General features: G+C 73.5%; 20 protein-coding genes and 1 tRNA gene. 6 read left to right on the top strand and 15 right to left on the bottom strand.

From position 1 onward, the window contains the following. Positions 1 to 69: 69 nt before the first annotated feature. Complete coding sequence (locus tag ACI79Z_RS05320; protein ID WP_456901942.1) at positions 70 to 315, top strand: hypothetical protein; 246 nt, start codon at positions 70 to 72, stop codon at positions 313 to 315. 90 nt (positions 316 to 405) lie between these two features. On the opposite strand, the gene ACI79Z_RS05315 is transcribed toward ACI79Z_RS05320, so the two are convergent. Together ACI79Z_RS05315 and ACI79Z_RS05310 are read right to left on the bottom strand one after the other, a co-directional pair. Continuing rightward, complete coding sequence (locus tag ACI79Z_RS05315; RefSeq protein ID WP_456901941.1) at positions 406 to 3,798, bottom strand: hypothetical protein; 3,393 nt, start codon at positions 3,796 to 3,798, stop codon at positions 406 to 408. Further along, positions 3,786 to 5,489 (bottom strand): ATP-binding protein, encoded by a 1,704-nt coding sequence (locus ACI79Z_RS05310; RefSeq protein WP_456901940.1) that lies wholly within the window; start codon positions 5,487 to 5,489, stop codon positions 3,786 to 3,788. Before ACI79Z_RS05310 ends, ACI79Z_RS05315 begins: the two co-directional genes overlap by 13 nt. Before the next feature lie 718 nt (positions 5,490 to 6,207). Here ACI79Z_RS05310 and ACI79Z_RS05305 point away from each other — a divergent pair. Further along, the gene (locus ACI79Z_RS05305; RefSeq protein WP_456901939.1) at positions 6,208 to 7,350 is read left to right on the top strand and encodes a site-specific integrase; all 1,143 of its coding nucleotides are present in this window, start codon (positions 6,208 to 6,210) and stop codon (positions 7,348 to 7,350) included. A 178-nt stretch (positions 7,351 to 7,528) separates the two neighbouring features. On the opposite strand, the gene ACI79Z_RS05300 is transcribed toward ACI79Z_RS05305, so the two are convergent. After that, positions 7,529 to 7,601 (bottom strand) — tRNA-Asn (locus ACI79Z_RS05300). A gap of 139 nt (positions 7,602 to 7,740) precedes the next feature. On the opposite strand from ACI79Z_RS05300, the gene ACI79Z_RS05295 reads away from it, so the two are divergent. After that, complete coding sequence (locus tag ACI79Z_RS05295; protein ID WP_387985211.1) at positions 7,741 to 8,055, top strand: hypothetical protein; 315 nt, start codon at positions 7,741 to 7,743, stop codon at positions 8,053 to 8,055. A gap of 22 nt (positions 8,056 to 8,077) precedes the next feature. Here the strand turns inward: ACI79Z_RS05295 and ACI79Z_RS05290 are convergent, their stop codons facing one another. The 8 genes from ACI79Z_RS05290 to dusB all read right to left on the bottom strand — a co-directional run bounded on the left by ACI79Z_RS05290 (position 8,078) and on the right by dusB (position 17,833). Continuing rightward, positions 8,078 to 8,659: a hypothetical protein gene (locus ACI79Z_RS05290; protein ID WP_456901938.1), complete on the bottom strand. Its 582-nt coding sequence runs from the start codon at positions 8,657 to 8,659 to the stop codon at positions 8,078 to 8,080. After that, the gene (gene dnaG, locus ACI79Z_RS05285) at positions 8,656 to 11,481 is read right to left on the bottom strand and encodes a DNA primase (protein ID WP_387985216.1); all 2,826 of its coding nucleotides are present in this window, start codon (positions 11,479 to 11,481) and stop codon (positions 8,656 to 8,658) included. Before dnaG ends, ACI79Z_RS05290 begins: the two co-directional genes overlap by 4 nt. Before the next feature lie 102 nt (positions 11,482 to 11,583). Continuing rightward, positions 11,584 to 12,102: a hypothetical protein gene (locus ACI79Z_RS05280; RefSeq protein WP_456901937.1), complete on the bottom strand. Its 519-nt coding sequence runs from the start codon at positions 12,100 to 12,102 to the stop codon at positions 11,584 to 11,586. Between the two features lie 9 nt (positions 12,103 to 12,111). After that, the gene (locus ACI79Z_RS05275) at positions 12,112 to 12,738 is read right to left on the bottom strand and encodes a YdcF family protein (protein ID WP_387985222.1); all 627 of its coding nucleotides are present in this window, start codon (positions 12,736 to 12,738) and stop codon (positions 12,112 to 12,114) included. Positions 12,739 to 12,802: 64 nt separating this feature from the next. Beyond that, positions 12,803 to 15,514, bottom strand: coding sequence for a pyruvate, phosphate dikinase (gene ppdK, locus ACI79Z_RS05270; protein WP_456901936.1), 2,712 nt, complete (start codon positions 15,512 to 15,514; stop codon positions 12,803 to 12,805). A 263-nt stretch (positions 15,515 to 15,777) separates the two neighbouring features. Beyond that, entirely contained in the window at positions 15,778 to 16,137 is a 360-nt protein-coding gene (locus tag ACI79Z_RS05265; RefSeq protein ID WP_387985228.1) for a hypothetical protein, read from the bottom strand. Between the two features lie 104 nt (positions 16,138 to 16,241). After that, the gene (locus ACI79Z_RS05260) at positions 16,242 to 16,682 is read right to left on the bottom strand and encodes a hypothetical protein (protein ID WP_456901935.1); all 441 of its coding nucleotides are present in this window, start codon (positions 16,680 to 16,682) and stop codon (positions 16,242 to 16,244) included. Beyond that, entirely contained in the window at positions 16,679 to 17,833 is a 1,155-nt protein-coding gene (gene dusB / locus ACI79Z_RS05255) for a tRNA dihydrouridine synthase DusB (protein WP_387985233.1), read from the bottom strand. The genes ACI79Z_RS05260 and dusB overlap by 4 nt, the downstream gene beginning before the upstream one ends. Positions 17,834 to 17,955: 122 nt before the next feature. Between dusB and ACI79Z_RS05250 the strand changes: the two genes are divergently transcribed. Next, on the top strand, positions 17,956 to 19,155 hold the full coding sequence (locus ACI79Z_RS05250; protein WP_387985236.1) for a glycosyltransferase family 9 protein: 1,200 nt from the start codon (positions 17,956 to 17,958) through the stop codon (positions 19,153 to 19,155). On the opposite strand, the gene ACI79Z_RS05245 is transcribed toward ACI79Z_RS05250, so the two are convergent. Then, positions 19,125 to 20,528, bottom strand: a complete 1,404-nt coding sequence (locus tag ACI79Z_RS05245; RefSeq protein WP_387985238.1) for a glycine--tRNA ligase — start codon at positions 20,526 to 20,528, stop codon at positions 19,125 to 19,127. The genes ACI79Z_RS05250 and ACI79Z_RS05245 overlap by 31 nt on opposite strands. Positions 20,529 to 20,747: 219 nt before the next feature. Here ACI79Z_RS05245 and ACI79Z_RS05240 point away from each other — a divergent pair, with 219 nt between their 5' ends. Then, the gene (locus tag ACI79Z_RS05240; RefSeq protein WP_456901934.1) at positions 20,748 to 22,208 is read left to right on the top strand and encodes an Nramp family divalent metal transporter; all 1,461 of its coding nucleotides are present in this window, start codon (positions 20,748 to 20,750) and stop codon (positions 22,206 to 22,208) included. Between the two features lie 10 nt (positions 22,209 to 22,218). On the opposite strand, the gene ACI79Z_RS05235 is transcribed toward ACI79Z_RS05240, so the two are convergent. The 3 genes from ACI79Z_RS05235 to ACI79Z_RS05225 all read right to left on the bottom strand — a co-directional run bounded on the left by ACI79Z_RS05235 (position 22,219) and on the right by ACI79Z_RS05225 (position 24,528). Continuing rightward, on the bottom strand, positions 22,219 to 23,238 hold the full coding sequence (locus tag ACI79Z_RS05235) for a hypothetical protein (protein WP_456901933.1): 1,020 nt from the start codon (positions 23,236 to 23,238) through the stop codon (positions 22,219 to 22,221). 39 nt (positions 23,239 to 23,277) lie between these two features. Further along, positions 23,278 to 23,595, bottom strand: a complete 318-nt coding sequence (locus tag ACI79Z_RS05230; protein ID WP_387985245.1) for an antibiotic biosynthesis monooxygenase family protein — start codon at positions 23,593 to 23,595, stop codon at positions 23,278 to 23,280. A gap of 84 nt (positions 23,596 to 23,679) precedes the next feature. Then, complete coding sequence (locus tag ACI79Z_RS05225; protein ID WP_456901932.1) at positions 23,680 to 24,528, bottom strand: hypothetical protein; 849 nt, start codon at positions 24,526 to 24,528, stop codon at positions 23,680 to 23,682. Between the two features lie 280 nt (positions 24,529 to 24,808). Between ACI79Z_RS05225 and ACI79Z_RS05220 the strand changes: the two genes are divergently transcribed. Next, the gene (locus ACI79Z_RS05220; protein WP_456901931.1) at positions 24,809 to 26,644 is read left to right on the top strand and encodes a serine/threonine-protein kinase; all 1,836 of its coding nucleotides are present in this window, start codon (positions 24,809 to 24,811) and stop codon (positions 26,642 to 26,644) included. Positions 26,645 to 26,761 lie beyond the last annotated feature (117 nt).

Below are 26,761 nucleotides of genomic sequence, written 5' to 3'. Positions count from 1 at the left end.
GTCCCGTTCGGCGTCCTACGGTCCCTCCGGGTCAGGCAGCGTGGACGCAGTTCGCGAAAGGGGACAGCGATGACGGACAACGACACCCGCGCCGTCATGGAGGCCTACATCCAGGCCCTGGTCAAGGCTGCGGAGTTCGAGCGGTTCTTCGCCCCGGACGTTGTCTGGACGACCATGGAGACCGGTCAGGAGACCCACGGACGACAGGCGGTTCGGGACCTGATCATCGGTCTGCACACCCAGGTCTTCGATGCCCATCCAGCCTCAGAACACCTCCGGTCCTGCCGCTCAGCCCACAGCAGCCAAGGCCCTTAAGGCGCCCAGCGCAGCGACGGAACCGTCGCTTGCCAGTCAAAGGCGACGCCTGTCAGCCGTCCATGGCGAGAGTGAAGGCACCTGGCACGGTCAGGGCCACCGACCACCCCCACCTACCTGAATAGCGTCGTCGAGCGCTTGCGCGACTGTGGGGCCGAGTGTCTCAATCAGAACACCAGCCAGCGCCGCTACGTCAACCAATACCTCATCTCGTCCGCGGAAAGCGGTGACCCGCATGTCTGCGGACCAGATATTAGCCACTCGTACTGCCGGTAGGCGGGCGAGCTCCGGAGCCAGCTGTCCCAGGATCTGCCGGCGTCGGGGGGCGGACGCCAGCCGATAACCTTGAGCTGCGTGGACGGCCTCCTCGACCAAGTCAGCCCGTTGATGAGCTTCGACCCGCGGGATGAGAGCGGCGAGTGCCTCCGCACGCGGGCCCTCCGGCAGCTCGCGGACCAGTGGAAGCAGGTCCTCCGCCCAGGACGGCTGCGCCTGTCCTGCCACCTCCTTCACGGCAATCTCTCGACTCGTTGACTGCGGGATGCGTGACAGCACGTTTAGAGCCACCTGAGCATCGCCGTATCGGGCTGCACGCACCGCGAGGGCGGCCAGGGCGTCTCCGTCCCGGCAGTGGTCGGCGACAACGCGCAGGACGTCGGCCGGCAACCGGTCCGCCGCAGCGTTGATGGCGGGTTGGCCCCAAACGGGATCGGGGACGGCGGTGAGGAAGGCCAGCATGAGGGCCTGATCGTGCAGCTCGGCAGAACGAACGGCGCAACTGGCTGCCGCATCGGCCGTCTCTTCGTTGACCGGGTCGGCCTTCGACAGCACCGGCAGGATGCGAGTGAGGTCATGGACGGTGAGCTGCCGGGCTAGAGCAGCGAGGATCGGCCATCGCCACCTCGGATCGCTCCCCAGTTCGGCCTCCACGATCTCCGTGATGAGCGCGGCCGGGACGGCCGCGCCGCCGGTCTCGGCAAGCGTGGTGACGTGGGCCAGCCGGACCGCTGGGTTGTCGAAGCCGAGAACGGCCGCCCACGCGCGGTCCACCAGCTCACGGTTCGCCTCCATCCCACCGGCCGCCAGGACCTGCAGCCCAAGCGGCAACAGGTCCTGGTCCTCCGACCATTCGTGGAGGCGGATCTGCTCGGCGGCCGCCGCGTGGCCGGCCAGAGCCGGCGAGTCACACAAGGCCGAGAGGGCCAGCAAGCGAGGGGCGGGCTCCTCGATCGTCAGAGCACGGTGCAGGACCCTCACCCGGTCGGCCTCACTGAGCAGCGGCGCCAGGTCGACCACGACTAGTGCAAGCGCATGGGGCTCCGACACAGCAAGGACCGCATCGGCCAGATATGTCGTCTCGGCGCTTGAGGCGGGCTCGTCGGCGATCTTGCCAAGCCTGTGGCCGGCGAGAATTTGCTCCACGACGGCCTCGGACGCTGCGCGAGCGGAGGTGGTCGGGCCGGAGCAGGCGAGCGCCAGCAGGGCCTGCAGTCGATGGCGAGGAAAGGGGAGCTCGTGGACGGCGGCTATCAATCCCTCACTCACCTCGACCGCAACGTGGGCAACCAGTTGCACTGCCTTTAGGGCGATGCTCGCGCGCTTGGCATGACGGGAGGCGGCGGTCTCCCGCAGGGCCGAAATCAGCAGGGGTTCTGCTTGAGCCTGGCCCGCCGCGACGAGCGCGGCCAAGGCCATGGCCCGCTCCGAGGGGTGCTCGAGTGCGGCCGCCTCCGCCACCACGGCAGGAACACGATCGACGGGGAGTCGTGCCAGCAGGGCGAGGCGGGCGGAAACCCGTTCCTCGGCGGGCGCGGCCGGCTGAATGGCGGCCCGCACAGCCGGAAGAAGCCGCTCGGGCAGGTGAGCCGCCAGGGTGGCCAGCGCTTCTGGGCGGTACAGCTGCGCAGGATCGGCGGCTTCCGCCAGGCGGGCCAGTGCTTCCTCTGGTGACCCTAGTTTCGCAAGTCGCACCGCGAGCGCGGTGATGGCGTCCCCGTTCCAGAAGGAGGAGGGCAGCGTGTTCAGTACCCGTCGCACCTCGGCCGCGGTCAGGTGCGGCGCCAGCTCGGCGAGGGCCATGGAGTCGGGCTCGTTGAGACCGGTAAGCGCGGTCAGGGTGTCGGCTACTTCGGCTCGGGTCAGAGCGGGGGCGATGGCAGTCCGGGCCCGCAGTCGACCTCGGAGATCAGGAACTGCTTCAGCTATTCCGAGCAAGGCAGGAGAGGGATGGGACGCGCGTGCAGCGAGCTTGCGGAGGACCTCGATCCGGTTGGGCGGCGACAGGCGTCGTACCTCGGCGAGTAGGGCCGGGTGCTCGACGTTCGGAGCGCACCCGGCGATGGCCTGCAGGGCCGACGTTCGAGGCTGTTCCACGGTTATGGCAGCCGCTGACGCGATCGCTTCATCGACGTGGCCGGCTTCGGCCTGCACTTGGGCTGCGGCGGCGAGCACTGAGTCACGAGGACCGGTGGCCAGCTTCGTAGCTCGCCGCACCGCGGCTGCGGGGTCGGCCTGAGCGAGCCGGCAGGCCACCGCTCCCATGACTCGGTGGCTGTCGTACCCCGCGAGCTGGGCCTCCCGCGCCAGGTCGAGCACTCGACCAAGCAGGGATGCTGGTAGCTCGGCTGCTAGCATCTCCAAGAGGCGGACGCCGGGCGTCTCTATGCCGTTCGGAGGGCGCGGGCGGGCCAACTCCTCGTGAGCGATCGCCAGCACCTCGGCATGAGCGTCCGCCTGAGCGGCGGGCGGCATGACGGCGGCCACGGCGAGGATCGCCTCCGCGCGCTGGTCGCCATCCGGAAAGGCACGGGCTGCCTTGCGGGCGCGGGACAACAGATCAGCCGGCAGATGCGGTGCAACCGCCCGCAGCCCGCCGAGCCGGGAGCCGCTGTTGGCCTCCCCAAGGATGCCGTCGAGCAGTGCCGATTGCTCGTGCGGCGGGGCAGTCCGTGCCATCGCGGCCAGCCGCAGGGTTCGGTCGTCGGGCGACGTCATCCGGGTGCTCGTGGTGAGCGCGAGGGACATCAACTCCTCGCGGTTCGTACCCTCGGCGGCCTCGATGGCGTCGGCGATGAGGGCCAGGCCGGACTGGGCGTCCAGGCTGACGCGACCCCAGGCCAGCGCCTGATCGCGGGTCCAGACTCGTGAGCGCACCAAGAGGGCGGCGAGCTCTGGCCGGAACCGGGCACCCATATCGCCGATGACGGCGCGAAGCAGCGCGTATCGGCATTGCAGACCGGCGGCGTCCGCGGAGCCCGTCGCGGCATCAGCCAACTCCCATGCCAGGTCTAGGTCGCCTGCGTAGTCGCCGACCTCGTTGCGGCTGTCACGCGCGGCGAACCACGCATTGACGCCTCCTCGATCGAGGTGCCCCATCGTTCGGTGAACACCAGTGACGTCGCCTGCGTCGGCCTGCCGAAGGATCCACCAGCGGAAGTCGTCGTCGTCGAAGGCGGCGAAGACGCCGTCGGCTACGCGTCCCATCGGATCTTCGCCCCAGTGGCGGCAACACTCGCCGCGCGGTACTGCGCGAGGTCGACGTCCTCCGCTCGCTCCGCTAGGAATTTTTGAAAGCTGGTGTGATACAGCCGCCATCTGGGCGGGTCTCCCGGCTCGGGGTTGAAGAACTGACGCCACTCGTCGAGTACGTGATCGACCTCGCGGACCGAGACCGGTTCGAAGACGTGGCTCTCACTGATCCACTCCGCCACCTTCTCCGCGGTCACGGCACCGGGCGCCACGGCGAGCATGCACACGACGGGCCGCTGCACCCGCTCGAAGCGCCTGACGTCGACGTCGCGCATGGCCCGCCAGTGCCGGTCGTAGTAGCCCATCAGTCCAGTGGGCAGCCCCTCGAGGCCTCCGAAGTTCTTGGCCGTCACCGAACCGGTGGCGATCCCCTCCAACAGGCTGACCACGTAGAGAAAGTTTCCCTCGCTGTGTGCCACGATGTCATCTGCGAGTTGCGCCTCGGTTTTTTTCCACTCCGGGAGGCGTGGCCGTATCTGCTCCGCCTCGCGGTCGATGAATGTCTCGACGTAGGTGCGCACGTCGGCGAAATTGCGCGGGTCGTCCTCGTCTATTTCGATCGGCTTGGCGCGGCGATCGACGGTCAGCAGGTCCGGGACGCCGGCACGGATGCTGGCTACGACGACGACCCCGTCGGGCAAGGTCGCGGGCAGCTTGAGCCGATTCACCCCCGCCTTGTATTCGCCGCCACTCGGCTCCTCGGCCTCGTCGAGAGCATCAACCACCACCACGACCGGCAAATCGTCTCGGGCTGTGGCCGCCGAGACCGCGTCCCGCAGCACCACGTCCAGGAAGCCCGCGTCCCGCCCTGCGTCGGGCGGAAGTTCGGTATATGGCAGCTCATACCGCACGATCAACTGCGCACAGAGGTTTCGCAGGCATTGATCCGCGGTGCGGATCCCGCCGGTGGCTACGTTGAAGTGGTGAACGTAGTCGCGGGTCCGCACCAGTTCGGCCATGATCGCCGACTTGCCGATCCCGGGCTCGCCGTGGACGAGGACATACCCCGAAGGGAGACTGAGCAGTTTCTCGTCAATGGCGTCCAGCACGAACTCTCGACCGACGAAAAAGGCAGTCCGCTGCTCCCGAAACGTGGTCACCGGCTTGATGTGCAATCGCAACCTCTCCGGGGCTTGGTTCAACCCCGTCAAGAGGTCGGGAAGACGCTCCAGGACCTCGCGAAGCGACGCAGTCATGACGTCGGTGTCCGCGCTGTCGAAGAGTGGTCGAAATGCCGCCTTGTGCCTCAGGTGTTCGCGGAAGGTGGCCAAGAAGTCGGCGGCCATAGGGGTCTCACGACGTACCGCCGCATCTCTATCCGTGGCCGGTCCGAGTTGATCGACGTAGAGACCCGCAAGCTCGGACGGCTGCGGCGGTGGACCTGGGGGCGCACAGCGGGCAAGCAGTGTGGCGACCGGAGCCGAGGTTAGAAATACGTCGTCGAAAAAGCTATCGGACGCCCGCGGATATCGACTCTGGAAATCGGTCAGGGCCTCGCGCAACGCCTCCTGCAGCGCCAGTCGAACCGGGTCGCGACCCATCCACCGACTGACGCGTTCCTCCGGCAATGCGGCTCCGGCCAGACGGCCGATCAGAGCCGGCGCCACAGCCTTGGCGACCATGAACGAGAGTGCCTCGACACTCATACCGTGATGCTGGCACGCGCCTCAGAGCCGACGAACTGAGCCGCCCTGCCGCGTCCGGTGATTTAGGACTCGCCGACGGGCTTCCTTGTGAGTGTTGGGCAGCTCACTCCGAGTCGCTGACGCCAGGAAGGGCGCCTGGCGAGTGACCGCCGTTCCGCAGCGGCATCCGGCGGCCTGAACGGCCTTGGGGCGGCCGCCAACCTTCCGGTACACCGACCAGCAGAGGGCGCCTACCAGCGTTCCGGGGCGCGTGTCGCGCCGCCGCTGCCCGGATCGGCGGCGCGCCCATGCGGGTGTGGCTGCCGCGCTGCTCGCCATCCAGGTAACCGCGCACCTTCACGGGCGCGGAGCCGCGGTGAGGGTGGAAGCCCTGATGAGGCGTCGAAGGCGGGAGCAGGACGCCTTTCTAGTCAGATACTTACCGGAGATGCACAAGATCAAGTGCCACACACCTCTTGCCTCGCTGATCTCGCCCACGACCGAAAAGGACGGACAACGCTGCAGGCCTCCACGGCGCCTGGCTGAGCGGCCGGGGTGGAGGAGTACTGGAGGAGAACTGCAGCAGGCTCGCCACGGTGGAGGCCGGGGAGGGACGTCGTCATCCACAGGGCTCGACGCTGTCCCCAGATCCCGCGCCATCGCCGCGAGGGGTCCATCTCGTCGCCAAGCCTGTCTCAGCCGGTCTCCCCTGCCACCGGCGAGGATCGAGGAAGCCGTCATGGCAAGGCCACCGCTGCCGATGGGGACCTTCGGCAAGATCGATTTTCTCGTGGTGGGCAAGGGACGGGTACGGGCCCGGGCCAGCTTCCGCGACTTCGACGGCCGGCGCCGCTTCGTCACCCGCTACGGCTCGACCCGCGCCCACGCCGAACGGCGGCTGCGCGAGGCCCTGCGCGACCGCGGCGGAACGGCGACACCGGCCGCGACCGCCGACAGCCGGCTGGCCGCCGCCGCTCAGCTGTGGCTGGCCGAGGTCGAGGCCAGCCAGCTGGCCACCGGCACCAAGCGGCTCTACCGCTTCGTCGTCGACTCCTACGTCCTGCCCGGCCTGGGCGAGCTGCGGCTGCGCGAGGTCACCGTCCCAGCGGTCGACCGGCTGCTGACCGCCGTCCGCAGCAGCCACGGTGCCGGCGCGGCCAAGTCTACCCGCAGCGTCCTGTCCGGCATCCTCGCCCTCGCCGTCCGCCACGGCGCCCTGGCCACCAACCCGGTCCGGGAGACCTCCCTGCGGCGTACCGCCCGGCCGACCAAGACCCCGCGGGCGCTGACCGTTGCCGAGGCCCAGCGGCTGCGGGAGGAACTCGCCGCCGACCCCGACGCGGCGCGCCTGGACCTGCCCGACTTCGTCGACCTCATGCTTGGCACCGGCGTGCGCATCGGCGAGGCCTGCGCGGTCCGCCCGACCGCGCTCGACCTGGACGCCGCCACCTTGGCGGTCACCGCGACCGTCATCCGCGTGTCCGGCCGCGGCCTGGTCATCCAGGAGGTGCCCAAGTCCGACGCCGGGCGGCGCACCATCGCCCTGCCGCCGTTCGTGGTCGACCTGCTCCGCCGTCGCTGCGCCGCCGTCCCCTCGGACGCCGACCCGCCGGTGCTCTTCCGCAGTCCGCAGGGCCGGCTGCGGGATCCGAACAACACCAGCGGCGACCTGCGCAAGGCCCTTGACCGGGCCGGCTTCCACTGGGTGACCTCGCACACGTTCCGCAAGACCGTGGCCACCCGGCTCGACGAAGCCGGACTGTCCGCCCGGCAGATCGCCGACCACATCGGCCACACCCGACCCAGCCTCACCCAGGACGTCTACATGGGCCGCCGGCTCGCCAGCCCCGAAGCCGCCGCCGCACTGCAGCGCACCCTGTAACGGCGAACCGCCTCCTGTGCCGCCCGGCTCCGCCCGCGGCCACACCCCCGCCGGCGCGCCGTCTCCGGAGATGCTTCGACAGAGGTCGCACCGGGCTGTGCGGGAGGGGTTTGTTGGTCGTCTGTTGGTCCTTGGTAGTTCAACTACCGACCGAACAAGCCGCTGACCTGCGGTTTTGCTCCCCCGATTGGACTCGAACCAATAACCCTGCGATTAACAGTCGCATGCTCTGCCAATTGAGCTACGGGGGATGGGCGGGTGCGACCCGCGCGCCTCACGAATGTACCCCACGCCCTCCGGCGCTCTGCGCAGGCCCTCCGGATCGCGGACGATCGCGTCGCGCCGTAGCGTGATCACGAAGCAGTCCGCCCCGCGACCCCGGAGGTCCCCGTGGCCAAGTTCTCCTTCCTCCTCGGCTTCGGCGCCGGATACGTGCTCGGCGCCCGGGCCGGCCGCGAGCGCTACGAGCAGATCCGCGGGCTGTGGTCCGACGCCAAGGACAACCCGCAGCTGCAGGGCCTGGCCGGGATGGCGCAGGCCCGCGCCGACGACGTCGTCAGCTCGGTGAAGGCCAAGATGGGCCGCGACACCGGCTCCAACGGCGCACCCCCGCGCAGCACCGGCACCACGACGACGCCGCCCACCACGGCCACCGAGTCCCCCGACCTGACCGCGCTGCCGGTCGACCCGCCGCCGGTCGGCTGAGCCCGGCCACGAGCAGCCGACCTCAGCCCGGCTGCTCCGCGGCCAGCGCCTCCTCGAGCTTGCGGCGGGCCACCTCGCGCGCCTCCGGGTCGCTGCGGTCGGCGTCGTCGTCGAACACGACGGTCCACTCCCGCGCCGCCTGACCCGGCACCCGGCGCGCCACCAGCACCACCCCGCCGCCGTTCGGCAGCGGCGAGCGGCGGCTGGCGACCACCGTCTGGTCCACCCGGCGGCGCACCACGGCCGGCAGGTCGCCGGCGTCGCTGAGCGCGTGCCGCTGCGCGGGCTCGCGCGCCTGGACGCCGGGCTCCACCTCGGTCAGCGCGCTGACGGTGAAGCTGCCGCCGCCGTCGTCGGTGGCCGCCCAGCGCGCCGAGCCGACCTCGTGCCAGCGCAGCACCCCCACGTCGCCGGCCGCGTCCAGCGGGAGGTCCGCGGGGACGACGCGCAGCCCGCGGCTGGTGGCCACCAGCCAGCCCTGCCCCCGGACCAGCGTGCCCCAGGCCAGCACGCGCTCCTCGGGGTCGGCCGACGCCTGCACGACGGCGCGCACCGGCTCCGGCGGGCGGGTGAGCCGGCGGCGCAGGGCCGACGCGAGCCTCACGTGAGCCCGCCGATCGCCCGCTGCCGCAGCGAGATGGCCTCCTGCTCCAGCGCCATGAGCTTCGAGAAGGCGCGCATGTACGCGTCGCCCTCCTCGACCGGATTCATCCGCTGCAGCCGGGCCTTGAGCGCGGTGACCTGCCGGACGATGGCCATCTCCTGCAGCCGGGCCAGCACCGCCGAGACGTAGCCGGCGTCGCCCTCCCCCACCGACCGCAGCGGCTCCACCGCCAGCGCGGTGAGCTGGGCGCGGGCGGTCTCGCGCTCACAGTGCGCGGCCACCAGGTCCAGCCACTCCGGCCCGGTGACCCGCGCGGCCGCCGCTCCCCCGGCCTGTGCCACGGCCGCGGCGACGGCGGCGTAGTCCGGGTCGGTGTAGGCCTCGGGCGGGACGGCGTCGAAGGAGGGCCCGGCGATCTCGGGCACCTGCAGCGCTGCCTTGACCGCCTCCCGCTCGACCGCCAGCGCGGCGTCGTCCGGGGTGCGCTTGGGGACCCGCGGCCGCGACCGCGAGGACGCCACCTCCCCGCCGGTGATCCGGCGCACCCGCTCGAGCACCTCGCCCTCGTCGGTGTCGCCGATCAGCCCGGCCAGCCGGCGGGCGTAGGCCGGGCGCAGCGCGTGGTCCTTGACCTGGGCGATCAGCGGCGCCGTCCGGTCCAGCGCGGCGACCCGCCCCTCGACGGTGTCCAGGTCGTACTCGGCCAGCGTGGTCCGCAGGACGAACTCGATCAGCGGCGTCCGCCGCGCCACGAGGTCCCGGACGGCGGCGTCACCGTGCGCCTGGCGCAGCTCGCAGGGGTCGCGCCCGTCCGGCTCGACGGCCACGAAGGTCTGCGCGACGAAGCGCTGGTCCTCCTTGAACGTCTTGAGCGCGGCGGCCTGACCCGCGGCGTCGCCGTCGAAGGTGTAGACGACCTCCCCGCGGAACTCGTCCTGGTCCATGAGCAGCCGGCGCAGCACGCCGATGTGCTCGGCGCCGAACGCGGTGCCGCAGGACGCGACCGCCGTCGTCACCCCGGCCAGGTGGCAGGCCATGACGTCGGTGTAGCCCTCGACGACGACGGCCTGGTGCTTCTTCGCGATGTCCCGCTTGGCCCGCTCGATGCCGTAGAGGACGCTGCTCTTCTTGTACAGCGGCGTCTCGGGGGTGTTGAGGTACTTGGGGCCCGGGTCGTCGTCCATGAGCTTTCGGGCGCCGAAGCCGATGACGTCGCCGGTGATGTCGCGGATCGGCCACACCAGCCGGCGGTGGAACCGGTCGATGAGCGTGCCGCGCGAGGACTCCTTGGCCAGGCCCGCGGTCACCAGCTCCTGCTGGCTGTAGCCCCTGGCGCGCAGGTGCCGGGTCAGCGCGTCCCACCCGCCGGGGGCGTACCCGCAGCCGAAGTCGACGGCGACCTGCCGGTCGAAGGCGCGGTCGGCGAGGAACTGGCGCGCGGGCGCGGCCTCGGGGCTGCGCAGCTGCTCGGCGTAGAAGGCCGCCGCCTCGGTGTTCGCGGCGACCAGCCGCGCGCGCTGCCCGGCCTGCGCCCGGTCCGGCGCCCCGGTGGGCCGGCCGCCGTCGTCCTCGTAGGTCAGGTCGATGTTCGCGCGGGCGGCCAGCCGCTCGACCGCCTCGGTGAAGCTCAGGTGGTCGATCTGCTGGACGAAGCTGATGACGTCACCGCCGGCCCCGCAGCCGAAGCAGTTCCCCGTGAGGATGTTGTCCTCGAGCGTGAACGCGTGGGTGCCGGGCACCTCGGCGCAGTAGACCTCCTCGATCCGATCGCTCCACTCCACCGACCGGACCACCCAGCGCTTGCGTTCGTACTTCTTGCGGTTGGCGGCGATGCGCCCGCGGTGGTGCTGCAGCAGGAAGAAGGAGTCGGGCAGCCCCTTGGTCATGAAGCGGACGTTGTAGACGTCGCTCATGACGCCGTCGATGCCGAGGCGGGTCTGCTTGGCCACCCCGTAGGTCCCGATGCCCAGCCGGGTGCACAGCGTCCGCACGTACTCGAGGTCGTCGACGCGGGCCGAGTTGAGGACGGCGTCCCCGTCGTCGGCCACACACCCGTCGGCGGCGAAGTAGCCGGCGAGCCAGCCGAGCAGGTATGAGGCGTCCTCGTCGAGGGCCGGTCGCTCGTCCTTGAAGTAGGCCGGGAGACCGTAGTACTTGGTGACCCCCTCGCCCTCCCAGCTACGGCAGCCGTCGAAGTACCGGGAGAGCTGCGCGTCCTTCTCGCCGAAGAGGTTGGCGATCGAACCGGAGCCCGCCCGCGTCCCGTCGCCGTAGACCAGTCCACGGGCGATGCCGAACGGGGACGGTCGCGTGGCCGGGTGCAGCACCCGGCTCATCGGGAACGACGGGGAGAGCTGGTCCCCCGGGCGCAGGTCCCTGGTCAGTTTCTCCCGGCGGTCCTGCCGCAGCTTCCCCGCCGGGACGAACCAGCGGTGCTCGTCGGTGGCGAAGAGCTCCTTCTCGCGGCCGTTGCGGGAGACGACGACGCGCATGAGCCGCTGCACGCCGTACGAGCGGAACGGCGCCTCGACCCAGCCGCCGTCCCCGTTCAGCACCCGGACCGTCCGCCCGGCGAGCTCCGCGATGGGCACGACGCCGTCCTCGGTGAGGACGCCGGTCTCGCCCGCGAGGCAGTGGTAGAGGTTCCGCGAGGGCGTGACGTGGAACGACGGCGACTTCTCGTCGTGGAACGGGCACAGGCCCTTGAGGCTGCCGCCCCCGGCGCGCTTGAGCTGCAGGTGCTCGCCGACCACCTCGTCGATCCGGCTGCGCTCGCGCACCAGCGCGATGTCCGCTGCTCGGATGCGTCCCCGGCCGGCCATGGGCCTCCTCCGTCGTGCTGCTGCCGGGACGCCCGTGCGCGTCCCGCACCGATCATCCCCCGTCGCGAGGAAGGCCAGGGGCGGCCCTCGTCCGCCGTGGGCTCAGCTGCCGCCCGCGGCCGCGGCTCCGCCGGCGGCGACGGCGACCGCCGTGCCGTAGGTGCGCCGCTGCAGCACCAGGACCAGCCACAGCAGGAGGACCTGGACGTCGAGCGGCAGGTCGTCGTCCGCGGTCAGCGTCGGGCGGGGTGACCAGCCGCCGGTGGAGCCGCTCTCGGCCACCGCCCGCTCCCCCGCCGTGAACCGGTAGGTGCCCTTCCACCAGGACGCCGGGACGACGTCGACCGCGGTGCCGTCGACCTCGACCCGCCAGGTGCCCCGCCACGCCGACACCTGCCGCGCGGTGAACCGGGCGGCGTCCTCGGGCTCGGTCGCCCACCGCCCGGCCAGCACGCCGCCCTTCCGCCGTCCGAGCACCCACTCGCGGTCCCCGACGACGGCGACCGACGCCTCCCGCCAGAAGTCGGTGGAGCGCAGGCGGCCGACCGGCTCCCCGTCCCGCAGGACCGGCACCTCGCGTCTGGCCGCCCCGCGCTCCCCCGCCCTCCCCAGCTCCAGCACGCGCCCTCCTCAGCCGATGCCGGGCGCGCCGGCGACGCTCTCCCCGGTCACGCGGTACAGCAGGTACGCGGCGGTCTCCCGGAGGATGTACCGGAACTGGGTGTTGCGGGTCTGCACGGCCGGGCCCTGCCGGGTGGGCGAGCTCTCGGCGCTGATGCCGGCGTCCTCGGCCATCCGCTCGGCGCGCATGGCGTGCCAGGGGTCGGTGACCAGGACGGCGCTGGTCCACCCGCGCTCGCCGAACGCGGTCCCGACCGCCCGCATGCTCTCCAGCGTGTCCACGCCCTCGGGGACCGCGAGCAGCGACTCCCCGGGGACGCCGGCGCTCATCAGGTAGTCGCGCCCGGCCTCGGCCTCGGTGAACTGGTCGCCGGCCGCCTTGCCGCCGACGGTGACGACCACCGGCGCGACGCCGTCCTCCCACAGCGACAGCGCGTGCTCCAGCCGGGCCTCGAAGATCGACGACGGGACGCCGTTGTACTGCGCCGAGCCGAGCACGACGATCGCGTCCGAGGCCGGCCGCGCGTCGTGCCGCGCGGTCCACCAGATGGCGGCCGCGGTCGAGGCGACCAGCAGCAGGGCGGCGAGCACGACGGCGCCGAACACCCGTGTCACCAGTGCCCCGGCCCGCGTCACCGGTCGAGGATGACACGGGCCGTGCGCCGGGTGTGGTTGGTGCGACGGGCGTGCCGCGCGGCCGTCAGGACCCGGCGCGCTCCCCGCCGAGCGCCGCCCGGCCGGCCTCCAGCCGGGCGACCGGCACCCGGAACGGCGAGCAGGACACGTAGTCCAGGCCCACCTCGTGGAAGAAGTGCACCGAGTCGGGGTCGCCGCCGTGCTCGCCGCAGACACCGAGCTTGAGGTCCGACCGCGCCGCGCGGCCGCCCTGCACGCCGACCTCCACCAGCCGGCCGACGCCCGGCCGGTCCAGCGACTCGAACGGGGAGACGCCGAAGATGCCCTTGTCCAGGTAGGCGTGGAAGAACGCCGCCTCGACGTCGTCGCGGGAGAAGCCCCAGGTCATCTGGGTGAGGTCGTTGGTGCCGAAGGAGAAGAACTCCGCCGACCGGGCGATCTCCTCCGCGGTCAGCGCCGCGCGGGGCACCTCGATCATCGTGCCGATGAGGACGTCGAGCTCGACGCCGCACTCCTCGAACACCGCCGCGAGCACCTGCTCGGACTCCTCGCGGATCGCCTCGAGCTCCTGCACCGCGCCGACCAGCGGGATCATGATCTCCGGCCGCGGGTCGCCGCCGGCCGACCGGCGCTCGCACGCGGCCTCGGCGATGGCCCGCACCTGCATGGCGAACAGCCCGGGCACCACCAGGCCCAGCCGGACGCCGCGCAGCCCCAGCATCGGGTTCTGCTCGTGCAGCCGGCGGACGGCGGCCAGCAGCCGCAGGTTCGCCTCGTCGGGGTGCCCCTGCGCCTCGGCGACGGCGACGCGCACCGACAGGTCGGTGAGGTCGGGCAGGAACTCGTGCAGCGGCGGGTCGAGCAGCCGCACGGTCACCGGCAGCCCGTCCATCGCCTCGAAGATCTCGACGAAGTCCTGCTTCTGCAGCGGCGCCAGCGCGTCCAGGGCCGCCTGCTTGTCCTCGTCGGTCTCGGCGAGGATCAGCTTCTCCACCAGCTGCCGGCGGTCGCCGAGGAACATGTGCTCGGTCCGGCACAGGCCGATGCCGCGGGCGCCGAAGCGGCGGGCGCGGGCGGAGTCCTCGGGGGTGTCGGCGTTGGTGCGGACGTCCAGCCGCCGCACCGCGTCGGCGTGGGTGAGGATCCGGTGCACGCTGCGCACGAGGTCGTCGGCCTCGGGCGAGTCCGGGCCGATCTCGCCCTCGAAGTACCGCACGACGGCGGAGTCCTCGACCGGCACCTCCCCGAGCCACACCCGGCCGGTGGAGCCGTCGATGGAGATGACGTCGCCCTCCTCGACGGTGACGCCGCCGGGCGCGGTGAACCGCCGGTTCGTCGTGTCGACCTGCAGCTCCTCGGCGCCGCACACGCAGGTCTTGCCCATCCCGCGGGCGACGACGGCGGCGTGCGAGGTCTTGCCGCCGCGGCTGGTGAGCACTCCCTCGGCGGCGATCATCCCGGCGAGGTCGTCGGGGTTGGTCTCGCGGCGGACGAGGACCACCTTCTCGCCCCGGTCGGCCCACTGGACGGCGGTCTCGGAGGAGAACACCGCCTTCCCCACCGCGGCACCCGGCGAGGCGTTCATGCCCTGGGTCAGCCGGGTGGCGTCCCCTCCGGAGACGAACCGCGGGAACATCAGCTGGGCGAGCTGGTCGCCGGTGACCCGGCGGACCGCCTCGTCCGTGTCGATGAGGCCCTCGTCGACCAGCTGGGTGGCGATGCGGAAGGCCGCGGCCGCCGTCCGCTTGCCCACCCGGGTCTGCAGCATCCACAGCTTGCCGCGCTCGACGGTGAACTCGATGTCGCACAGGTCGCGGTAGTGCGACTCGAGGGTGCTCATGATCCGCAGGAGCTCGTCGTAGGCGCCGCGGTCGATCCGCTCGAGCTCGGTGAGCGGCACGGTGTTCCGGATGCCGGCGACGACGTCCTCGCCCTGCGCGTTCTGCAGGTAGTCGCCGTACACGCCCTGCTCGCCGCTGCCCGGGTCGCGGGTGAACGCGACGCCGGTGCCGGAGTCGGCGCCGAGGTTGCCGAACACCATCGAGCAGACGTTGACCGCCGTGCCCGCGTCGCCGGGGATGCGCTCGCGGCGGCGGTAGAGGATGGCGCGCGGGCTGTTCCACGAGTCGAAGACGGCGTTGATCGCCAGGTCCATCTGCTCGCGCGGGTCCTGCGGGAAGTCCCGGCCGGTGTGCTCGCGGACGATGGCCTTGAACCGGCCGACGACGTCGCGCAGGTGCTCGGCGTCGAGGTCGAGGTCCAGGTCGGTGCCCTGCTCGCGCTTGGCCTCGTCGAGGGCGTGCTCGAACGCCTCGCCGTCGATGCCGAGCACCGTCCTGCCGAACATCTGGATCAGCCGGCGGTAAGAGTCCCAGGCGAAGCGCTCGCTGCCGGACTGCGCGGCCAGCCCCTGCACCGACTCGTCGTTGAGGCCGACGTTGAGGACGGTCTCCATCATCCCGGGCATCGAGGCCGCGGCCCCGGACCGGACCGAGACCAGCAGCGGGTCCGCGGGGTCACCGAGGGTCTTGCCCATCGCCTTCTCCAGCGCCGTCAGGTGCTCGGTCACCTGGCCGGCGAGGTCGGGCGGGGTGCTGCCGTGCTCCAGGTAGTGGCGGCACGCGTCGGTGGTGATCGTGAAGCCGGGCGGCACGGGCAGCCCGAGGTTGGTCATCTCGGCGAGGTTCGCGCCCTTGCCGCCGAGGAGGTCCTTCTGGTCCTTGTTGCCCTCGCTGAAGTCGTAGACCCAGGTGGTCGTGCTCGTGACGCTGCCCACCGTGCACCTCCGCGCTCGTCCCGCCGGCCGCCCGTCCGCCGGTGCGGCGTCGCGGGGTCCCCGTCGGCCGCTCCGGCGAGCGCGGCCCCGGGTTCCCGGTCGGGGGTAGACGTCTCATACGTCCACCCGGAGCCAGGCAGCGATCGTGACCCACCGGACGGTGGACACGCCAGCCCGTCAGCCGTCCGGGGACACGGAGGTGAGCGCGCTTCCGCAGCGGACGGCCGGCCCGGCGGGAGAGCGGGCCGGGCCGGCCGGGGGGATCAGGCGACGAGCGTGAAGCCGAGGACCGCGAACAGCAGCGTCAGCACGACGACGAGGATGCCGACGTACAGGCCGGTGCGGTTGACCGGGGACGGCGGCGGCGGGACGTAGCGCGGGAAGCCGCTGGCCGGCGCGCCGCGCTGCACCTGCGCGGCCTGCTGCGGGGTGGGCGCGAACTGCGGCTGCGGCGGCAGCTGGACCTGGCCGGGGAAGGCCACCTGCGTGGGCGCGGCCGGCTGCGGGACGGGCGCCGCGGCCGGCGCGACACCGGCGGGCGCGAAGGGCGCAGCGTGCGCGTACGGCCCGGGCGGGGCGTACGGCGCGGCGGGGGCGACGGGCGGGTGGGGCGGCTGCGTCAACGCGGTTCCTCTCGGGCTGGCCCGGTGGACCTCCAGCCGGGCGGCGCACATGGTGACAGCCGGGTGGCACTCCGAGAAGGGATCCGCTCGCGGCGCCGGCGCGGTCAGCCGGAGGTGCCGCAGACGCGCGGGCCGTCCTCGAGGACCACGGCCAGCGTGGCCTCCGCGCCGTCGTCCCAGCGGACCCGGACCTCCTGGCTGTCCTGGTCCCCGAGCCGGCCCTCCGCGACGCCGACCACCTCGGCGTCGCCGGGGTGCTCGTACCCGGCGAGGACGTCACCGACCTCGCCGCGGTCGCGCTCGGCCTGGCACAGCAGGTCGCCGGCGGTCCCGGTGTCGCCGGCCTCGAGCGCGGCCAGGAAGACGCCGACCGCCTCGCGGGCCTGCTCCTCCCCCGAGCCCTTCACCAGCGGCAGGGCCACGACCATGGCGACGGCGAGCGCCACCGTGCCGCCGAAGATCCCCAGCAGCAGCCCGTTGCGGCGCCGCGGGGTGCCGGTGTGCAGCGCCTCGGGGCCCTCGTCGTACAGGTACGGGCCGCTCATCCGCCGCTCGTCTCCAGCTCCGCGCCGGCCGGCGGGCGCGGGTCGTCGCGGTCGTCGAGCCAGCCCTCGGGCAGCGCCACCGGCCGGGGGCTGCTCGTGCGCCCGCGCGGGCCGCCGAGGACGGCCGTGGGGTAGGGCTGGTCGGGGATGCGGTCGAGCAGGCCGGCCAGCTCGTCCAGCGAGCTGACCATCGCCAGGGCGCGACGGACGTCGGAGCCCACCGAGAAGCCCTTGAGGTACCAGGCCACGTGCTTGCGGAAGTCGGTGCAGCCGTGCAGCTCGCCCTGCCCCTCCGACAGCAGCCGCGCGTGCCGGACCATCACCGCGGCCACCTCGCGCAGCGTCGGCAGCGCCCGGCGGGACTCCCCGGCGAAGGCGGCGGCGAGGTCCCCGAACAGCCAGGGCCGGCCCAGGCAGCCGCGGCCGATGACGACGCCGGCGCACCCCGTCTCGCGCACCAGGCGCAGCGCGTCGTCGGCCTCCCAGACGTCGCCGTTGCCGAGCACCGGGATGTCGACGGTCTCCACCAGCCGGGCGATCGGGCCCCAGTCGGCGGTGCCGCTGTAGAGCTGGTCGGCGGTGCGCCCGTGCAGGGTGATCGCGGCCGCGCCCTCGTCCTGCGCGATCCGGCCGGCGTCGAGGTAGGTGACGTGGTCGGCGTCGATGCCGATGCGGGTCTTGACCGTCACCGGCACGTCGCGGGCGGCGCGGACGGCGGCCCGCACGATGTCGCGGAAGAGCACCCGCCGCCACGGCAGCGCCGAGCCGCCGCCCTTGCGGGTCACCTTGGGCACCGGGCAGCCGAAGTTCAGGTCGACGTGCGCCGGGCGGGTGCCGGCGACCTCCTCGTCGACGAGCATCTCCACCGCGCGCCCGACGGTGGCCGGGTCCACGCCGTAGAGCTGCACGGAGAAGCCCGCGGCGGCCTCCTCGGGGGTGGCCCGGATCATCCGCAGCGTCTTCTCGTTGCGCTCCACCAGCGCCCGCGTGGTGATCATCTCGCAGACGTACAGGCCGGCCCCGAACTCGCGGCACAGCGTGCGGAACGCGGGGTTGGTGATGCCGGCCATCGGCGCGAGCACCACGGCGGGGTCCACGGTGAGCGGCCCCAGCCGCAGCGGGGCGACCGCCGGCGCCAGGGTGCTCGTCACGCGGTCCAGGGTAGGTGGCCGCGCCCGGTGGCCGGGGTCACCCGCGGGGAGGCGCCCCCGCATGGACCGGCGCGGGCCTGGGCAGAGGGAGGCTCCCGCCCGCCGAGCCCAGGAGGACGCGCGTGCCCCGGTCGTCTGCCGCCGCGCTGACCGCGACCGGAGCCCCGGTCCCCGACGTCGGGCGCATCGCGGTGCTGCGGGCGAACCTGCTCGGCGACCTGGTGCTGACCCTGCCGGCGCTGGCCGCGCTGCGGGCGGCGTACCCCGGTGCGGAGGTCACCCTCCTCGGCCGGCCGTGGCACGCCGACCTGCTCGAGGGGCGGCCCGGGCCGTGGGACCGGGTCGTCGTCGTGCCGCCGTGGCCCGGCGTGCGCGACGCCCCGGGCGCCGCGCGGGACGGCGCCGAGGTGCGCCGCTTCCTCGCCGCGCAGCGCGGGGAGGGGTACGACCTGGCACTCCAGCTGCACGGCGGGGGCGGCAACTCCAACCCGCTCGTGGCCGCCCTCGGCGCCCGGGTCACGGCCGGCGCGCGCGACGCCGGCGCGCCGGCGCTGGACCGCTGGCTGCCCTACACGAGCGACCAGCACGAGGTGCTGCGCTGCCTCGAGCTCACCGGCCTGGTCGGGGCGGTGCCGGTGACCCTCGAGCCGCGGCTGGCGGTCACCCCGGCCGACGCCGCGGCTGCCGACCGGGTCCTGCCCGCCGGTCCCGCGCCCCTGGTCGCCCTCCACCCCGGCGCGAGCGACCCGCGGCGCCGCTGGCCCGCGGAGCGCTTCGCCGAGGTCGCCGGCGCGCTGGCCGCCGAGGGGGCGACCGTGGTGCTGGTGGGCTCCGGCGGCGACGACCGGCGCGCCGCCGACGCGATCCGCGCGGCGACGGCGGCGCCGCTGCTCGACCTGGTCGGCCGGCTGTCGCTGTCCGCGCTGGCCGGGGTGCTGGCCCGCTGCCGGCTGCTGGTCGGCAACGACTCGGGGCCGCGGCACCTCGCCGAGGCGGTCGGGACGGCGACGGTCGGCGTCTTCCTCGAGCACAACCTGCTCAACGCCGGCCCGCTGACCCGGCGGCGGCACCGGGTGGCCGTCTCCACGCGCACCGCGTGCCCGGCCTGCGGCCTGGACCAGAGCCGGGCGCGCTGCGCCCACGACCGCTCCCTGGTCGCGGAGGTGTCCCCGGAGACGGTGCGGGCCGCCGCCCTCGACCTGCTCGAGGACGGCGGCCCGGTGGTGCACCCGGCCGCACCCGTCGTGCACCTCCGCGGAGGTGCCCCGGGCACGTCCGCAGAGGTGCGCGGTCAGCAGCCGGGGAGGCGGGCGGCCAGGTAGGACTCCACCTGGTCCAGGCCGATGCGCTCCTGGCTCATCGAGTCCCGCTCGCGCACGGTCACCGCGTCGTCGGTGAGGGTGTCGAAGTCGACGGTGAGGCAGAACGGGGTCCCGATCTCGTCCTGCCGGCGGTAGCGGCGGCCGATCGCGCCGGCGTCGTCGAAGTCGACGTTCCAGTTCCGGCGCAGCGCGGCCGCGAGGTCGCGCGCCTTGGGCGAGAGGTCGGCGTTGCGCGACAGCGGCAGGACGGCGGCCTTGACCGGCGCCAGCCGCGGGTCCAGCCGCAGCACGGTGCGGGTGTCGACGCCGCCCTTGGCGTTGGGCGCCTCGTCCTCGGTGTAGGCCTCGACCAGGAAGGCCATCAGCGAGCGGGTGAGCCCGGCCGCCGGCTCGATGACGTACGGCGTCCAGCGGGTGTTGGTGGCCTGGTCGAAGTAGGACAGGTCCACGCCCGAGTGCTCGGTGTGGGTGGACAGGTCGAAGTCGGTGCGGTTGGCGATGCCCTCGAGCTCGCCCCACTCCGAGCCCTGGAAGCCGAAGCGGTACTCGATGTCGACGGTGCGCTTCGAGTAGTGGGAGAGCTTCTCCTTCGGGTGCTCGAAGTGCCGCAGGTTGTCCGGGGAGATGCCCAGGTCGGTGTACCAGCGGGTGCGCTCGTCGATCCAGTACTGGTGCCACTCCTCGTCGCTGCCCGGCTCGACGAAGAACTCCATCTCCATCTGCTCGAACTCGCGGGTGCGGAAGATGAAGTTGCCCGGGGTGATCTCGTTGCGGAAGGACTTGCCGATCTGGCCGATGCCGAACGGCGGCTTCTTCCGCGCCGCGCCCATGACGTTGGCGAAGTTGACGAAGATGCCCTGCGCGGTCTCCGGGCGCAGGTAGTGCAGCCCCGACTCGTCCTCGACCGGGCCGAGGTAGGTCTTGAGCATCATGTTGAAGTCGCGCGGCTCGGTCCACTGGCCGGTCACGCCGCAGTTGGGGCAGGTGACCTCGGTGAGGCCGTTCTCCGGGAGCCGTCCCTTCTTCGCCTCGAAGGCCTCCTCGAGGTGGTCGGCCCGGAAGCGCTTGTGGCAGTTCTGGCACTCGGTCAGCGGGTCGGTGAAGACGCCGACGTGGCCGGAGGCGACCCAGGTCTGCCGCGGCAGGATCACCGAGGAGTCCAGGCCGACGATGTCGTCCCGGCTCTGGACGACGGTGCGCCACCACTGCCGCTTGATGTTCTCCTTGAGCTCGACGCCCAGCGGCCCGTAGTCCCAGGCGGAGCGGGTGCCGCCGTAGATCTCACCCGACGGGAAGACGAACCCCCGGCGCTTGCAGAGGTTGACCACCTTGTCGAGGCGGGCGGGGTCGTGCGTGGTGTTGCTGGCGCTCACGAGCTCGGTGCTCCATCCGGCTGGCGGTCGGCGGTTGACCTGCCCACGGTAGTCGGCCGCGGCGCGTCGCCCCTCCGCGGGACGGGCACGGTCCACGGGAGGACGACGTCCCGGACCGGACGGACCGTGGCGTCGCCGCCCGTCCCCGGGCAGAGTGACCTGCCACACAGCGACGAGGCGGCGCCGCCGGTTCCCGGCCGCGCCCCGGGAGGAGGTCCGATGGCCAGGTCAGACCGCGCCGGAGCCGTCGGGGGCACGCCGGTGGAGGACGTCGCCGCCGCGTTCCCCACGCGTCACCACCCACGCCCCGAGGTCCGGGCCATGCCGGAGGAGCCGCGCCGGCAGCTGCGGCTGATCGGTCCGGGCATCATCGCCGCCGGCGTCGGGCTGGCCTCCGGGGAGTTCATCCTCTACCCCTACATCGCCTCCCAGGTGGGGCTCGTCTTCGTCTGGGCGGCACTGCTCGGGCTGCTCACCCAGTACTTCCTCAACATGGAGATCGAGCGGTACACGCTGGCCACCGGCGAGACCGCGCTCACCGGTTTCAGCCGGTTCTGGCGGCACTGGGGCCTGTTCTTCGCGGTGCTCACCTACTTCGCCAACCTGTGGCCCGGGTGGTCGACCAGCTCGGCGACCCTGGTCACCTACCTGGTCGGCGGAGGGGATCCGCGCTGGATCGCGATCGGCATGCTGGTCGCCATCGGGCTCGTCCTCACGCTCGCCCCCGTCGTGTACGTCGCCCTCGAGCGGGCGCAGATGCTCAAGGTCGCCGCGGTGTTGGTCCTCTTCGCCGTGGCCGCGGTCGTGGCGGTGGGCGCGGCCGCGTGGTCCGACGTGCCGCAGGTCGTCACCCGGCCGCGCATCCCGGTCGAGGAGCTGGGCTTCGCCCTGCTGCTCGGCGCACTGGCCTTCGCCGGCGGCGGCGGCGGGCAAAACCTGGTGCAGTCCAACTGGATCCGCGACAAGGGCTTCGGCATGGGCGCCTACGTGCCCCGGCTGGTCAGCCCGGTGACCGGCGAGCCGGAGGCCGTGCCGAGCACCGGGTACGTGTTCGAGCCGACCCCCGACAACCTGCGCCGGTGGCGCGGCTGGTGGCGCTTCGCGAACGTCGAGCAGCTCGCCACGTTCGTCGCGATCACCTTCGTCACCATCCTGTTCACCTCCCTGCTGGCGTACGCGACGGTGTTCGGCCGCGACGACGTCGCCAACGACATCGGCTTCATCGAGATCGAGGGGCAGGTGCTCGGCGAGCGGGTCGGGACCTGGTTCCAGTACTTCTTCTGGGCGATCGGCGCCTTCGCGCTGTTCGCCGCCGCCCTGGGGATCGTCGACTACACCAGCCGGCTCGCCGCCGACGTCATCAAGACCTCGTACGCCCGGAACGCCAACGAGAGCAAGGTCTACGCGGGCCTGGTGTGGGGCCTGATCGCCATCGGCATCGTCGTGCTGCTCGCCGGCCTCGACCAGCCCCTGGTGCTGCTGGTCATCTCCGCCGTCGTCGGCGGGTTCATGATGTTCGTCTACGCGGGCCTGCTGATCCTGGTCAACCGGAAGCTCCTGCCCGCACCGATCCGCGTGCGGGGCGTGCGGCTGGGCGCCCTGGTGTGGGCGATCCTGCTGTTCGGCACGCTGTCGGTGCTGACCTTCCGCACCCAGCTGGAGACCCTCTTCGGCGGCTGACGACGCCGGGTCAGGGCTCGGTGTACCCGCAGACGGCCGGGCCGCCCTCGTCCACCACGGTGACGACGAAGGTGGCCGGCCGCCCGCTGTCGAGGGTCACCTCGAAGGTGACCTCGTCGACGTCGCCGGCCGCCGCCGCGCCGGTGGCCGAGCCCTCGGTGATCCGGCCGCCGAGGAAGGCGTCGAAGTCGGCGAGCACCGCCTGCCCGTCGGGGAACTGGCCCCGTCCGTCGGCGCACAGGCCGTCGTAGGCCGCGGCCGCGTCGCGGTCGACGACCGACTGCACCCACGAGGCGGCGAAGTCCGGGCTGCCGGGGACGTTGAGGTCCCCGCCCGCTCCCCCGCCCCCGCCCCCGGTCGGGGTGCCGGCGCCGCCGCCGAAGCCGCCCCCACCGGACGACTCCGGCGAGGAGGACGAGGGCGACGACGAGGTGGACGCCGACGTGCCGGCCGACGTCGCCGTCGCGGCCGGGCCGCCGCCGTCGTCGTCCCGGGAGAGGAGGACCGCGGCGAGCACGCCGCCGCCGACCAGGAGGACGGCGAGCGTGGCGAGCAGGGCGACCAGCGGGCCGCGGTTCCGGCGCGGCGGCTGCGGCGGGGCGCCGTACCCGGGCGGCGGCCCGTAGCCCGGCGGTCCGTAGCCCGGCGCCCCGTAGCCCGGCGCTCCGTAGCCCGGCGCTCCGTAGCCCGGCGGGCCGTACCCCGGCGCGGCGGCGGGCGGCTGCCCGTACGGGGGCTGCTGACCGAGGCCGGGCTGCGCCTGACCGAACGGGGCCTGCCCGTACGGTGCCTGCCCGCGGGCAGGCTGCCCGTACCCGGGCGGGGCGTACGGCGGCCCGCCGTACCGGGGCTGCTGGGGTCCGGGCTGCTGCCCGGGGGCGCCCATCCGCAGGGTGGGGTCGCGTTGCTCGGGACCGCCGGGCAGCCGGTCGGTGGGCTCGTCGGGCAGCGGACGCGGGGGCGGCGGTGGGAGGCGCACCTCGCGGGTGCGCTCGGGCGGCGTCCCCTCGTCCTGCGGCGGCTGGCTCATCGCGCCTCTCCCGGGCCGGTGTGTGCTCTCGCGGGCAGGCTACGCACCCGGGGCCTGCGCGACCGGGCGCGCGCCGGGCTCGTCGACGGGGAGGTAGGCGCCGGGCTCGTCGAGGGCGTGCACCCACACCGGCGCGCCGGCGACCTTGACCTCCGCGGCCGACAGCGCGCGGCGGTAGGCGCCCACGCCGTCCCAGCGGGTGACCAGCGCCCAGAGCGTCGGGTCGTCGGCGCAGCGGCCGGCCTCCCCGCCGTGGCAGCCGGGCCGGGCGGTCAGCGCCGCGAGCAGCCCGTCGACGGCGTCGGCGAGGCGGGCCGCCTCGGTCTCGGGTACGCGCAGCCGGGTCACCGCGAACACCGGCCCATCGTGCCGCAGTCCGGCGGTGGAGACGCCGACGGCCGGCCCCCGCGCGCTGCGGGGACCGGCCGTCGGAGGGGTGCGTCAGCCGAAGTTGCAGACCGTGAGGTCCTGGCCGACCCAGACCTGCACGCTCTGGGTGGTGCCGTCGCCGAGGGTCAGCTCGAAGGTCGCGACGTCGACGGCGTTGGCCGGGTCGTACTCGATGCTGACCAGGCCGCCCTCGGCGATGGTCTGGCCGCCCAGGACCTGGCTGTAGAAGTACAGCGTCAGGTACTCCTCGGGGCCGTACTCGGTGCCGGCCGAGCCCTGCTGCGCCGCGGCCTGCAGCTCGGCGCAGGACAGCCCGTAGGCGGTCGCGAAGTCGAAGTCGTAGACCGCCTGCACCCACGCGAGCGCGAGGTCGGAGGAGCCGGGGATCTGGCCGGCGTCGGCGCCGCCGGTGTCGTTCCCCATGGGGGTGCCGGTGCTGCCGCCCCCGCCGTTGCCCGGGGTGCCGGCACCCGGCGGCACCCCAACCGGGCCGCCCATGTCCATGCCCATGCCCGAGCCGGTGCCGGTGTCGGAGCCGGTGCCGGACCCGGTGTCGGGACCCTCGTCGCCGCCCTCCTCGCCGCCGTCGTCGGAGGCGTCGGCCGAGGTCGAGGACTCCTGCGCCGCCGGGGCCGGGGTGTCGTCGCCGCGGAGGAGGAAGAACAGGAGCACGCCGACGCCGGCCAGCACCACGACCAGCCCGGTGATCACCCAGGGCAGGACGCTCTTCCTCTGCGGCGGCTGCCCGTAGCCGCCGGGGCCGAAGCCGGGGCCGCCGCCCGGGCCGAAGCCGCCGGGCGCGCCGTAGCCGCCGGGGGCGCCGTACTGACCGGGCGCGCCGTACTGACCGGGCTGCGCGTACTGACTCGGCGCGCCGTACTGGCCGGGGGGCTGACTCATCTGCTTCTTCCGTTCGTGGGGACGGGCGCTGGGGGCCCGAGAGCGAGAGGAAGATAGGGAGACCCCGCCGTCCCGACCACTGGTTCGCGCGCGCCAGTTCCGCCGCCGGGTCACGGCCCGGTCACGGTCCGCCGCCCGGTGGCCGCCCCGTCCCGCCGGCCACCGAGCCGCGGCCGAGACGCTGGTCGGGCCGGGGACCCGTCCCTAGACTCCGCCGTCGACCCGCACCCGGCGCCGGCTCCGACGAGCGCCCGGAGCTGCGGCACACGGAGGATCACCGGTGGAGTTGCAACAGTTCGGCCCCTACCGCATCGAGGCGCTGCTCGGCCGCGGCGGCATGGGAGAGGTGTACCGCGCGTTCGACACCGAGCACGACCGCACGGTCGCGCTGAAGGTGCTCTCCGAGCACCTGGCCGCGGACCGCGGCTACCGCGAGCGCTTCCGCCGCGAGGCGCACCTGGCGGCGCGGCTGAACGAGCCGCACATCGTCCCGATCCACCGCTACGGCGAGATCGAGGGCCGGCTGTTCCTCGACATGCGCCTGGTGCCCGGCCGCGACGTCGCCGCCGTGCTGGCCGAGGAGGGTCCGATGAGCCCCGAGCGGGCGGTCGGCGTCGTCAGCCAGACCGCCCGGGCCCTCGACGCCGCGCACGCCGACGGCCTGGTGCACCGCGACGTCAAGCCCTCCAACGTGCTGCTGACCGGCACCGGTGACGACGAGTTCGTCTACCTCGTCGACTTCGGCATCGCCCGGTCGACGTCGGACGCGCAGGGCCCCGCGCTGACCCAGACCGGCGCCGCACTCGGCTCCTTCGACTACATGGCGCCCGAGCGGTTCCTCGAGAAGCCGATCGACAAGCGGGTCGACGTCTACGCGCTCGCGTGCGTGCTGTTCGAGTGCCTCACCGGCCGGCGGCCGTTCACCGGCGACGGCCTGGCCACGCTCATGTACGCGCACCTGAACACGACCCCGCAGCCGCCGTCCGCGCTGCGGCCGGGCCTGCCCCGCGGGCTGGACGACGTCGTCCTCAAGGGCCTGGCCAAGGAGCCCGACGAGCGGTACGGCACCTGCGGTGAGTTCGCCGCGGCCGCGCGGGCGGCGCTGAGCTCCGCCGGCGTGACCGTGCGGCCCGAGACCGCGCCGCCGACGTCGGTCGCCCCGCTGCTCGCCCACCCGCAGACCGTGGGCTTCTCCAACCCCGGCCCCGCCGGCTCCTACGGGGCGCCGTCGCACCCGGGCGCGCCCGCGGCGCTGTGCACCCCGCCGTCGGACCCGGGGCCGCCCACCGGCTACGGGCCGCCGTCGAACCCCGGCCCGCCCACCGGCTACGGGCCCCCCTCGAACCCGGGCCCGCCCACCGGCTTCCCGCCGCCGGCCGGGCCCGGGTTCCCGCCGCAGGGCGGCTCGTCGGCCTCGGGCGGCGGGAAGGGCTCGAACAGGCTGCCGCTGCTGATCGTGGGGGCCGCGGTGGCGCTGATCGCGGTCGTGGTCGGGGTCATCGCGCTGGCCGGCGGCTTCAGCGGCGGCGACGACGTCCGGGCCGACGACACCGGCACCTCGACCGGGGGCACCCCGGACGGCGACACCTCCGGCGGCAACACGTCGGACGGGAACACCTCCGGCGGCAGCACCGGCGGCGGGACCTCCACCGACGCCGACGCCCAGGACCAGCTGCTGGCGATCCTCCCGGGCGACTTCGACCCGGCGGCCTGCGAGACCGCGGACCCGGCCGGCGACGGCGACGTCGCCGCGGTCAACTGCGGCGCCGCCGCGACCCAGCCCGGTCCCGGGGCGTCGTCGTTCTACCTGTACGAGGACGCCGCGACCGTCGACGCCGTCTTCCTGGCGGACATGACCCGCGAGGGCGTCAGCCCCTTCACCGGCCAGCCGGACTGCGCCACCGGGCAGGGCTACGACGAGTACACGATCGGCGGGGTGGACGCCGGCCGCCTCGGCTGCTTCGTCGACGGGGACAACAACGCGATCCTGTACTGGACGCAGGACGACCTCGCCGCCGAGGGCATCGTGGCCATCCAGAACGGCGGCCAGGCCGGGCTGGGGACCCTGTACGCCTGGTGGACCGACAGCGCGCACAGCGACTTCACGCAGCGCTGACCGTCTCCCGGCCCCGCACACGACGAGGGCCCCGTCCCCACCGGCCCGTGGCCACGGGGCCCTCGTCGTGTCGGCCGCCGGTAAGGGGCGGGCGGCGCCCCGCGCCTCGGCGGCCAT

This window comes from Geodermatophilus sp. SYSU D00663 (assembly GCF_054050655.1).
Note: the sequence above shows the minus strand (reverse complement) of the source record. Positions and strands in the feature narration are given on the sequence as shown.